Raw genomic sequence first — 12,676 nt, 5'->3', positions numbered from 1 at the left:
GCGCCGATAATAAACTTGATTTTCTTGAGATGTTGAAATAAAAAGAATCTAATGATACATATACAGAATACATTACCTAAAAAACCTGAACTCCTTGCACCGGGAGGAGATATTGAAAAACTCAAAACAGCAGTTGAATACGGCGCCGATGCTGTTTACGTAGGTGGAGAAGGGTTTAATCTTCGAATGGGCGCACCCGATATAACGTTAGAGGAAATCAATGAGGCTACTACCTGGATTCATAACCGGGGTAAAAAAATTTATATCACCTTAAATATCTTTGCGCGTAATTATCACATTCGCAGTATACGCCCCTATCTGGAGAAGCTTGCTGAAATTCCGGTAGATGCTGTAATTATTTCAGATCCTGGCATTTTTTTCATGGTGAGAGAAATTGCTCCGCACATTCCCATTCACCTGAGTACCCAGGCCAATACAACCAATGGGAAGTCTGTCGAGTTCTGGTATCAACAAGGTATTCAACGGATAATACTTGCCAGGGAATTAACCCTGGGAGAAATTCAAGAAATTACTGAAAATTCCCGGGCAGAAACTGAGGTGTTTATCCATGGCGCTATGTGTATGTCATATTCAGGCCGTTGTCTCCTGAGCAGTTTTATGACAAACCGACATGCAAACCTGGGAGATTGCTCCCATGCATGCCGATGGCAGTATACCCTGAAAGAGGAGAAACGGCCCAATGAGACATACCCTATAGTCGAAGATGAAAGTGGTACTTTTATTTTGAGTTCCAGGGATCTTTGTATGATTCAACATATTCCAGAATTGGTCCGCGCTGGCATTACTGCATGGAAAATAGAAGGGCGTATGAAAAGCCAATACTATGCTGCCGTTGTCACGAGGATATACCGAGAAGCACTGGATCGTTATTTTGCTGATCCTGACAACTACATCTATGATGAGAGATGGCTATCTGAGCTTGAAAAAGTTAGTCACAGGGAATACGGAACAGGATTTTTTTTCGGAAATCAGGGGTATAATAGTCAGACAACGCATCCTGGAAATTCTTATATAAAAGAGTATGATTATCTTGGCACGGTTCATAACGTCCTTTCAGAAGATACGGCAGAAGTATTAGTAAAAAACAGGATTTCCGGGAACACTTCTGTAGAAATCATGGGAAAGCGGTTAAATGAAGATTTTAGCCAGGTACTGATGGATATCAGGAATGAACAGAATGAACCGATAGAAACAGCCAATGCCGGGCAAAAGGTACTGGTAAAAGTATCACGCCCGGTACGTAAGTATTTTATGCTTAGGAAGTACGGATGAAAAAATTTACAAAAAATGTTGCAGGTATTTTTCTTATCTTTATAGGATCGGCAATGCTTGTTTTACCCGGTCCTGGCCTCTTGACAATTCTCACTGGATTATACATCACAAGCTTTCCAGGAAAGGTTTCTCTGGTTAAGAAGCTGAAAAAGACAAAATTTTACCATCGGTATTTAGTAAATATTGAATCAAAAATAAAATCCAGTGAAATAAAAATAAAATCAAAATTTAAAAGAAAGAATAAATAAAAATGAACACCAGAACGATCGTCTTTATTGTTCTTACTACTTTTATAACCGGCTGTAGTTCTTCCGGGTTTCTTAAAAGGGTATCACCTTTTAAGAACGAAGAACCCACTCTCGAACCCCGGAAAGGTACGGCGCCTGCAAATAGAGAGAAAAGCGAAGAGATATTTGTCTGCGCAGGCGATATCGATACAACATATAAAAAGCTGGGAGAAGTGAGTCTTGGTGAATTCGGTTTTTCAGGACATGACGTTCTCGCCTTAAAAATTAAGGAAAAAGCCCAAGCAGTGGGCGCCCAGGCAGTCATTAATGTCCAATACGATACCGGAGCTTCAAAATCATGGCAAGGATATGGAGAGTTGGGAGGAACAGATTACGGTGTAAAACATACTTCGTGGTGTAAAGGCACGGCAATTGTATTTCTGGAATCCTATAATCCTTTGGGGCTTCTTGTGTGTAATATTACCAAAGAGAATAAAGAATGGTTTGGATTTAAAAAAAAGCAACACGGCGTGCTTATCGTTCATAGTATGCCTGAAGGCATCGCAGCAAATGCAGGTATTCGGGTAGAAGACCTCCTTACCGAATGGAATAGTGAAAAAATTGAAGATAAAAAACATTTAAAACAACTTATAGAAGCACATGCAGGCAAAGAGGTTAAACTTACCCTCTTGAGAGAAAAAGAGATCAGGATGATAACTCTGTCAGTACCAACATCTGAGGCTAGCCGAATTGTATTATCTCCGCCAAATCCCTTCAAAGAAGAACAAAAATTAGCAATTGAAAACACTGCGGAAAAAGAGACTTCTCCGGTTAAACTGAGTTCAAATACTGCCGATATTCACAATGAAGTCGGTGATCTTTATCTGCGAAAAGGGATGTATGATGAGGCGATGAAAGAATATAAAAAAGCCATTGAAATTGACCCAAACTGCGCTCTCGCCCATTTTAATCTTAGTATCGTATATGATAAAAAGGGTATGAAAGAAAAAGCTGATGAGGAATTTGCAACCTATAAGAGATTAAAGCCAAAAAATAAATTCAAATAACCATAATTTCATATAAAGCATAGAGGAAATAATGAAATACGCTTTATTCGGTTTAATCTTCTCCCTATTCACGCTATCATCATTGTCTGCTTCAGAATTACTCAAGAATGGAGATTTTGAAACGGGAGATAACACGGGTTGGAAATACTGGGAAACTTACCCTTGGGACGGTGATGGCGCCCCTGTAGAATTCCCCACTCATATAACCGTTGCAATTCCCGGTACTATCGGAACCCCCCTGCCCCCTGCCATAAGTGGATTTTTTGCTTTGGCGCAACAAGTTGACTCGAATGGAACGGCGCGAGGGGGTCTCTATCAGGAAATTAAGGTAATAGTCAACACTCCTTATGTCTTAACAGGCCGTATGGCGTTTTATGGCGATGATCTCGGAGACGCAACAATTATAGGAATTCTTGACGGTACCTGGAATCCGGCACTTGCTTTTACAACAATAAATAAACATACTATCAGTGGGAATAGTATCTCACCATGGAGTGAATTCTCTCTTACCATTATTCCTACCAAGGATATAATTACGGTTTTTACCGAAACGCGACAAGATTGGACACATGGACATGTGGCAGGCTGGTATGATGGGCTTAGTCTGCAGCCGACTCTGGAGCCAACAAAATTTTTTAAATCACCACATCATGAGAATCATTCTTTACAGAAAGAAAAACAACCTTAAAATTTAACTACCTTTGGCAGAGAGGAGGGGCAAGTTTCAAACTTGCCCCTCCTGCTTGTGAAAAAACGGAGCCGATGAACGTTAGATTTAATCTGCCTGACAATGCCATTACGATGCAGCGGTGGATTTACTTCGTTTAATCCACCGCTACCGAATGATTGAGGTGTGAGTGAGGTAAATTAAGCGAAGCGAATCCACTAAAGGGATAAATTCCAGACATGAATATGAACTTTGCAGACAGCCTCTTAGCATTTTTACCATTCCCTTACTAAAGCTTTTTGAGGGGAATTTTACTGCAGGATGCTTAATTTAATGACATTGATCTACCTGATAGAACCGGCCTTTTTAATATATTTTTGACCAAGATCTAATGCCGTATCATACTCTAAGGTTTTAAAACATACCTGACACTCAATATAGTTATCAGCTTGCCGTAAATTAGGTAAAATGCCTGTTTCATCTACTCGTACTCCCATTACCGGAGATTGTTTAATAATTTGAAAGCTACTGGTAAATACTTTAAATTTTTCAATATTACCACAGTTCGGACAGACAAAAAATTTATTCGTTTTCATGTATCGTATCCTTATTTAACAGTACCACAAGATTTCAAAACGTTAATTTGCAATTCAATAAACAGGTAAAATATTTATCCTTTTAACATAGCAAGCCCTCTGGGAATGTTTCCTAAATGATCTCCCCCGACAATTAACACAAACATATTTTTCTACCCTTTTTTAAACAAATAAAATAATGAGAAGGTTTCCAAAATCAAATTTTCAACAAAACATCCTCAAAGAGTCTCAGATTTGCGTATGACTTCTGTTCAAACTTAAATCCTTTTTCATGAAAAATAACTAAACAGGCATGTACCACATTAAGATCGTAAAGAATACCTCTGTTTTGTGATATTTCATCCAAGGCTTTATCTAAACCGAATGTTGACCGATAAGGACGGGGAAAGGACATCGCCTCTACAACATCAGCTACGCCCAAAATTTTTGCTTCCAGGAGTATATCTTTATCTGACAAACTCATAGGATATCCAGACCTATTAATCCTCTCATGATGTTGAAGCACAATTTGAGCAACAGGATAAGGAGATTCTATCTCTTTTACTATATCATAGCCTACTCGTGAATGATTCCTAAGCATATTCAGCTCGTCCTCGGTAAGCTGTTCAACTTTCCCAAGGATCTCTGTTGGTACCGACACTTTGCCAATATCATGAAGATTTGCCGCAAAGCAGACCCCATCAATCCTTTCCTGGGAAAGACCCATCTCCTCAGCTATACGGCAAGCAAGTTGGGCAACCCGTCTTTGATGACCAACTGCATAAGAATCCCTCAATTCAACAACCGACGCCATAGTCTGAATGATACATCTTAAGGATTTTTGTAACCTTTTACTATTCTGTTTAGATTCACTCTCTAACCGTTTACGGTTGTAAATCTCCTCCGTCAATTCTTCATTTATCTTTACCAGTTTTATTGAGTTTTCTGCTATCCGTTTTTCTAAAGATTCGTTAAGCGCCTTTACCTCTTCTCTTTGCTTACGGAGGGTGATATCTCTGGCAATACCTATAACGCCAATTATATCTCCCTTTTCACCTTTCAAAGGAAAATTCTTATATTCACAGAGCACCTTCGTATTTTTAAAATATAATTCATATTGCGGGCACTCCCCTTTCAATGTTCTTGCATACATATTTAGTGCTTCTTTCAGGCTAGATTCATCATAAAGAGAAGCGAACGGTTTTCCGTAAAATTCTTCTGGTCTATGCCCGGTAAATTTCTCAAATATTTTATTCACAAATAAAACATTTCCCTCGGTATCATAAATATAGGTAAGATCAGTTACGTTAGATAATAATAGTCCCATCAATTCATGATCCATCAAATTATCAATAAGCTTTGATATCTCCACCTCAATAGTCCTCCAACTTTATAGAGAATAATAATCGCTTCCAAAAGACTTTGGTAGACCTCATAAACATATCACTACCGTCAAAGAGATCAAAATACTTACGAATACCAGAACCGTAAATATCAGCATGGCTCTATCTTTTTCCTTTCGTTTGTCACAGTAAAATTTATTATTTCTCATATTTACCTGTTTATTACTACATTCCCCTGAGAAAGGATGATTTTAACTTATCAAAATGTATACCAAGAAGAGAGAAAATTTCAGATAATATAATTTGCTTGTTTGGATGAAACTAAGGGAAGTAATCAACAAAAAAGTGCCGGTAAACGATAACGCTAAATCGAGTAAACTATCCTAAACAAGAATCATCAAAATTTATGATGATAATAGTTTTTACGATTAATCGATTGTATGTAAACTATAATAAATCAAATGCTTGTATGAAAATAACTTTCAGGAATACTGTGGCTGAAACGGAAAAAGCAAGAGATGATATAAGAAGATATAGGGAAAGAAGAATTCTTATTCAGCACTATTTAGGATTTTACCAATGCATGAATACGAGAGAACGAAAATAATCCCAATATGATTGTTTGGTATAAAAGTGTCTCATGAAACAAAAGTGTCTCAGGACAAAAGTGTCTCACGGGACACTTCATAATACGGTAGAAATAGTATAAGGCAGATAAAAGGAGGGTAACAAGGCAGGAAATTAGATTATATATCTCGCATCTTTATTTTATATTCTTCAATTTTCCGGTAAAAAGTACTCCTGCTCATGCCTAACAGGCGAGCGGCCTTAACCCTGCTCCATGCAGTTTTTTCAAGCGCCTGAAGAATTGCCTGTGATTCTTCAATAGTTATATCTTCTCCGGAAGTAGTCTTAACTTCAACAAGTCCCTTAAGAATACCTGGTAAGTAATCCACGGTAATAGTACTCTGAGGGCAAAGGATAAATGCATGTTCAAGGGTATGCTCCAGTTCTCTGACATTACCGGGCCATTGATATTCCATAAATATTTTTTGAACATCGGAAGAAATTGCTACGATTTCCTTATTTATCTTCTTATTGAGCTTATTCAAAAAATGATTAACCAGGAGCGGTATATCCTCCCGGCGATCTCTTAATGGTGGTAAATTCACTTCCACTACCTTCAGACGGTAATACAGATCTTCACGGAACTTTCTTTGCCGTATTTTTTCCTTTAAATTTTGATTGGTAGCAGCAACAATCCGGACATCAATCCGGATAGGTGTTGAGTCTCCAACCTTCTCAAATTCTTTTTCCTGCAATACCCTTAAGAGCTGTAATTGCATCCGGGGTGATATGTCCCCTATTTCATCCAAAAAAATAGTGCCACCATCTGCCTTTTGAAACCTGCCGATCCTATCCTGAACAGCGCCGGTAAAAGCGCCTTTCACGTGTCCAAAGAGTTCGCTCTCAAGCAAATTCTGTGATAAAGCTGCACAGTTTACATTGATAAATGGTTTATGACTACGCTCACCTTTAAGATGCAAAGCCTCAGCAACCAATCCCTTGCCTGTTCCGCTTTCCCCTGTAATCAAGACAGTGGTTTGAATATTGGAGAGACTTTCTATAAGAGAGTAAACGGTCTGCATCTTTTCACTTTTTCCCACGATAGTATGGAATTGTTTGCACTCTTTCTTATCTCGCGCAAGATCTGCCAAATACGTCTCATCACTCACTACTAACACTACTCCGGAGAATATGCCTTTATTACTAAGCAGGGGATATGTAGTAATAGAGACAATCTGTTGCGGGCGGAATTTATGTCTGCATTCAATATGATACACTTCCGCGGGCTGTTTTTTATGAATGGTTTCTTCAATACTAACGAGACATTGACCACTACAGTGCTTCGGAAGAGAACCTAAAGGCACTCCGATTACTTCACGGGATAAATTACATACATCTTTAGCTGCTTCGTTAATCTCAAGCACATGCAATTTTTGATCCACCGTAATAATTGCATCCTTTACGCTATTAAAGATAGCCTTAAGATTTAAGCGGTAATTCTCCTTTTCATCTACCAACGCTTTATGCTGTAATGCCATCTTTGTAACCCTTAACAAGGTATCTTTGAGTATAGGTTTAGAAATATAGTCGAAGGCTCCCAACCGAAGTGCATCCGAAGCAGTTTCAATATTAGGAACCCCGGTAATCATAATAACAGGGGAATTCATATTCCTGTTCTTAACTTCCCTTAAAAAATCAATCCCTGTTTTACCTTCCAGGAAAATGTCTGCAAATATCAAATCGAAATCAGATGCATCAATCATCGCTAAAGCCTCATGGTAATCTTTAGCAATTACGACTTCATATCCCCAATCTAAAAGAAAACTTTTGAGAGTAAACCGAATATTCTCTTCGTCATCGATTATAAGAATTCTTGTCCTCATGATCCCCCCTTACAGATATAAATTATACCTTCGGCGACTTACCTACAAATTTTTTCCTCCCTTGATGGGAGGGACTAAGGGAGGGTGATCTGCTTGCTTGTCCACCCCCACCTAACCTCCCCCATCAAGGGGGAGGAACTGATAATTTGAAATTCCTATACATGAAATTATACCTTCGGCACCTTTTCTTTTTACCCATCCCTCTATGGTTAGAGACGCAAAATCTTGTATCTCCACAATTCTGGTTCTACTGTTTTAATGTAAATATCGGCAAAATTACTGCGACTTCAGTAAATTCTCCCTCGATACTATGAATCATAATCTTGCCGCCATGCTCATTGATAATGCCATGACTAATACTTAACCCTAATCCAGTGCCCTTACCTCTTGGTTTAAGGGTAAAAAAAGGGTCCATTACTTTCTCTATACTATTGGCAGGTATACCGATACCATGATCATAAAAGATCATTTTCAGACAGGGAAGATTATTTACGGTTATTTCTTTACCTGATATCTCAAGGAGTTTATCATCATGTGCCTCCGGATATTTCTGATTTAAGGCATACCGTGCATTACTGATAATATTCAAAAAAACTTGCTGAATTTGCTGTGGATGTACGGTTATTTCTGGAAAATTGTGGGGAATATCTACCCGGATTTTGATCCCCTCTTTTCGTAACTGCACCTCCGACAGAGTTAAGGTATCAGACAATATTTCATGGACACTGGCGATACTTTTCTTTTCTTTTCTATCTCCGGGTCTGGCAAAAGACAGGAGGCTGTTTACTATGTTAGCGATACGTTTACCTTCCTTGATAATCCTGTTTGCAATATCTTTTTCTCTGCTTTCCTCGCTGCTTTTATCGAATAGTATTTGAGCACAGTTAATAACACCAGTGATGGGATTATTGATCTCATGAGCCACACCCGCCGCCAGTTCACCCAGCGCTACCAGGTGTCTTGAGCGCATAGATTCCATCTGCAAAGCGACCTTCTCAGTAATATCCCAAAAAACACCTAAGATGCCAATAACGTTACCTTTCTCATCTTTTATAGGGGTTTTCACGGTATGCACAATGCATTCACGCCCATCCTTAATGTATTTTTCTTCTATATCTTCCGTTTGACCGGACTTCATAATTCGTTTATCATCTGTCCGGTATTTTTCAACAAACGCTTCAGGAAAAAAATCGTAATCTGTCTTTCCGACGATTTCATCTGGTTTGATATGTAAATCTCTGGCGTAATTTTCATTACAAGAAACATACACCAAATCTCTGTCTTTGTAAAATATCCTTTGTGGTAGATTCTCAAGGAGTATTCGGTACTTGCTTTCGCTCATACGTAATGCTGTTTCTGCCTGCTTACGGTCTATGCCTAACGCAATGATATCTGCTACAGAGGCCAAAGCCTTGGTGGTAAATTCTGTAAGGGGTTTGCGTAAAAATATCGCAACAACCCCAACCAGATGGTTTCCAACAATCAGGGGATATCCGGCAAACGAAATCATTTTCTCCCGTTTCGCCCATGCCTTATCACTAATATAGGGATCATCGATAATAGAGTTCGCCAGATGTGGCTGGCGTTCCAAGGCAATACGGCCAATTTTGAGTTTCCCTACAGGTATTCGGCTGTGAGAACCGTTTATATGAGTATGTAGCCCCGCGCTGGCTTGCAACTCTAGCATATCTTCCTTTTCATTCAGTGTCCAGATGCGTGCAAGCGCTGCATCCAGATTGTGAACTATAGCTTCCGTGCAGTATCGTAAAATATCATACAAGGTATTACCCTGGCTGAGCGCAATACTAACATCTTTGATAAATGATATCAGACGGAGCCGTTCTACCAATGTCTGTGTTCGCTTTTGTTCCTTGATTTTACCGTGTTCCCGTACCTCCGTATTCTGCCATGATATATATCGTTTTTTACCTGACTTTGTAAAAATAGGATTCTCAAAGGTCTTTGGCAACTGTCCGTTTTTTTGCCAATTCGTAAATTCTTGCCAAAAATAGGGAATACGGTCTTTTGGCACAATTGTTTCAAACCAATTTTTTCCTACAATCTCAGCTTTTTTATATGCAGTAATTTTCTCTGCTGCCTCATTAAATATCCGAATAGTGCCTGCAATATCCAATCCTATAACCATTACGTTTGCTGTCTCAATAAGATTCTCAGCATAATTCTTTGCATACCGTAATTCATCAACCATTCGCTTCTGTTCGGTAATATCGGCTAGTATGCCAACGATACCAGCAATGTTACCATGAGAATCACAGAGGGGCGCCGTTGAAAGACTGATATCAACCTGAGTCCCATCCCGTTTCTGGCGACGTAATTCCAAACCTATAAATGATTCCCCACGTAATACCCGGTTACGCAAAAAACGGAACTCATCTTGTTTGCCTTTAAGCATGACAGGAAGGGGATGATTCAGCAACTCCTTTTCTTTCCAGCCGAACATAGACTCCGCAGAAGGGTTCCACATCTTAATATGCCCATAAGAGTCAAGAACAATGATAGCCACGGGAGATGCCGATATAAGAGCGCGGAGGGTTTGATTCGTTTTTCGCAGTATATCCTCCATCCGTCTTCTTTCGGTAACATCTCTCGCAATGCCTATAACTCCGATGGTATTCCCGTTCTCATCCCTTAGAGGAAGATTCTTATATTCGCATAATATGTTGGTATTCTTGAAATAAAGTTCATATTGAGGACTTTCCCCTTCCATTGTTCTTGTGTAAGCATCCATTGCTTTTTTCAGGTTCTCTTTATCAAAAAGCGGCGCGAATGACTTTCCAAGGAAATTCTCTGGTTGATGACCGGTAAGCTTTTCAAACATATGATTTACAAAGACTACATTTCCTTTACCATCACAAATATACGGAAGGTCGGTCATTTGTGAGATTACTATTTCATACTTTTTTAACTCCTCTTTTGCCCTTTTGTGCTCTGCAATCTCTTCTTTCAGAAGCTCATTTGTTTTTAACAGCTCAACGGTACGCTCCAGAACGCGGACTTCCAGTTTATCGTATGCCTTTTGTAACATCTCTGCTTTCCGCCTGTGCTCTAAAGCATTCACAAATATTTCACTAATGATTCTCAGTATCGTAATATCTTGTTCTATCCATGTTTTTTCTGTCCGCACCGAATCAAATCCCCAAAACCCAACAAGAGATCCACCATAAATCATGGGAACGATGATAAATGACTGAACTGCCAGTAGTTCTTGCGACTCTTTTTCCGCTTCAGTACAAACTGGCAGATCATCTACCCGGGGAACATGGACAACCTCAAATCGTTTTAGTTTCTCCATCTCACGGGAAAAACGCTCAACGAAAACCTCCTTAAGATCTTTCACCTGCGGCTCAATCCCTTCAGCATACCACACATGGGTATTATCGATATTCTTTTCACTAGTGTTAGAACAGAGATAGACATAACTGCGGTCAACTTCCAGGAATTTTCCTATTATTTCCAACGCCCGGTTTATTCCTGTATCAACCTCATTTGGCGTAAGATTTATAAAGCTTGTTGATATAACTGCAATAAGTTCTTCCAATTTTACCTGACGCTGCAATAATTTTGCTGTATATTTATGCTCAACAACCTCTTGTCTTAGATCAGTATAAGATTTTTCAAGTGCCGCTGTCATTTGATTGAAATTTATGGATAATTGTCCGATCTCATCCCGAGAACGGATGTTTACTCTGCGGGTGAGATTGCCTTTGGCTATATCCAGGGTAATGCTTGTTAAATGTTGCAATGGTGAAATTATATATCGGGTAAGAAAGAAGGTAATACATATACCGCCAATAATAATACTTAAACCCAGGGGGATAATAATATATACCATAACATGCCGAGTGTTCTCATGTATTTTATGGGTAGATAAACCAATCTGTACAAAACCTAATATCCGTTGTTTTGTCTCTGTAACGATTTTATCTTCACTTAAAATCTGTGTGGCAAAAGCCTCCTCTGAGAACGTCTTCTCAAAAACAGGGATGGAGAAATCAAAAAATTCCTCATCTAAGGAAGCATTACTATGGCGGGTAAATACTATATCCGGATTTTGATGGTCCTCTCTGGCAGGAAGCTCTTCAATATTGAGATTAATTCGGGAAGATTTTTCTTCAATAATAACTTTTTGTATATCTGATACACATAAATAACCAATTTCCCCTTCAGTATCAAGCGCTTTTATTCTCTTAATAGGGGCGTCTAAAAATGCAGGCTGCGTATAACTCAATGCGTGTTTGACCTCGTCATCCTGCGCAAGCAACATAACAAGAGAGGTGCCTAATTTTCTCAAGGCATTGTCTTGCTGTCTCTTTAAATGGATTAAAAAGAAAAAGCAACTAAATGTTCCAATGATGATTATCAGCGTACTTATAAAAAGGATAAGTTTTGTACGGATACTTATCATACGTTTCCGATCAAAAAACGATTATGGGTAAAAAACTGCATTTGAATTCATTTGAATGGATGACCGGCATAGAAATGTTTTTTTCTCTTTATATCCTTTTTCAAAGCCTTTAATTGCTTCATTGCAGGCAGTAACCGATGGACATTGAATGATGACAACGGTAATCTTTACTACCATTAGCTCGGAAGTAAAAAATGAAATTTTAAAAAAACAGCAAACGTGCATTTTAGTACCAAATTTACTACTTAATGTCAAGCATTGTTTGCTCGTTTGATAAGGACGGATCAAAGAAATAAGAAATTACCAATACGTAAAGTACAGAAGTATAAAAAAGGCTTATGAGTTCCATAGAAAGCGGGTTATCTTAAGATACATAATTCATACCCTTCTGAAAATACACAATATTATTTCAACGTAATCTTTGAAAATATAAAATCTTGCAGTATAATACTACTAAATGTTGATATTTTTAAATATCAAGTTATTACAATCCGATCTTTTATGAAAAATTTTTGGAGGTTAATAAAAAGTTAATGAAGCATTCATACCATTGTATATATAATACTTGTTATTCCTGCAGATAGCTTCTTACAATATGGGACAAACGATTAACTCATCTTGTAGGCTC

The 12,676-nt window shown here is 38.5% G+C and carries 8 protein-coding genes; 4 read left to right on the top strand and 4 right to left on the bottom strand.

The features are described 5' to 3' along the window. Positions 1–51: 51 nt before the first annotated feature. Genes FBQ94_RS07960 through FBQ94_RS07945 form a run of 4 tightly spaced genes read left to right on the top strand, consistent with a single transcriptional unit; the run spans position 52 to position 3,275 of the window. The gene (locus FBQ94_RS07960; protein ID WP_007221603.1) at positions 52–1,293 is read left to right on the top strand and encodes a peptidase U32 family protein; all 1,242 of its coding nucleotides are present in this window, start codon (positions 52–54) and stop codon (positions 1,291–1,293) included. After that, on the top strand, positions 1,290–1,541 hold the full coding sequence (locus tag FBQ94_RS07955; protein ID WP_007221602.1) for a PGPGW domain-containing protein: 252 nt from the start codon (positions 1,290–1,292) through the stop codon (positions 1,539–1,541). Before FBQ94_RS07960 ends, FBQ94_RS07955 begins: the two co-directional genes overlap by 4 nt. A 2-nt stretch (positions 1,542–1,543) precedes the next feature. Beyond that, positions 1,544–2,587 (top strand): tetratricopeptide repeat protein, encoded by a 1,044-nt coding sequence (locus FBQ94_RS07950; protein WP_007221601.1) that lies wholly within the window; start codon positions 1,544–1,546, stop codon positions 2,585–2,587. A gap of 31 nt (positions 2,588–2,618) precedes the next feature. Further along, entirely contained in the window at positions 2,619–3,275 is a 657-nt protein-coding gene (locus tag FBQ94_RS07945) for a hypothetical protein (RefSeq protein WP_007221600.1), read from the top strand. 323 nt (positions 3,276–3,598) lie between these two features. Here the strand turns inward: FBQ94_RS07945 and FBQ94_RS07940 are convergent, their stop codons facing one another. From FBQ94_RS07940 to FBQ94_RS07925, 4 genes are all read right to left on the bottom strand, one after another. Continuing rightward, a complete protein-coding gene (locus tag FBQ94_RS07940; RefSeq protein ID WP_007221599.1) occupies positions 3,599–3,850 on the bottom strand; it encodes a hypothetical protein in 252 nt (83 codons plus the stop codon). Positions 3,851–4,046: 196 nt separating this feature from the next. Beyond that, positions 4,047–5,201, bottom strand: a complete 1,155-nt coding sequence (locus tag FBQ94_RS07935) for an HD domain-containing phosphohydrolase (protein WP_007221598.1) — start codon at positions 5,199–5,201, stop codon at positions 4,047–4,049. 717 nt (positions 5,202–5,918) lie between these two features. Beyond that, positions 5,919–7,622 carry a sigma-54 dependent transcriptional regulator gene (locus tag FBQ94_RS07930; protein ID WP_007221597.1) on the bottom strand — a complete coding sequence of 568 codons (1,704 nt, stop codon included), beginning with the start codon at positions 7,620–7,622 and terminating at the stop codon, positions 5,919–5,921. A gap of 247 nt (positions 7,623–7,869) precedes the next feature. Then, positions 7,870–12,048 (bottom strand): PAS domain S-box protein, encoded by a 4,179-nt coding sequence (locus FBQ94_RS07925; protein WP_285442082.1) that lies wholly within the window; start codon positions 12,046–12,048, stop codon positions 7,870–7,872. Between the last annotated feature and the right edge of the window lie 628 nt (positions 12,049–12,676).

The sequence above is a fragment of the Candidatus Jettenia sp. AMX1 genome, assembly GCF_030263775.1.
Classification (GTDB): Bacteria; Planctomycetota; Brocadiia; order Brocadiales; family Brocadiaceae; genus Jettenia; species Jettenia caeni.
The sequence above is the reverse complement of the archived record's forward strand: the minus strand, read 5'-3'. Positions and strand labels throughout refer to the sequence as shown.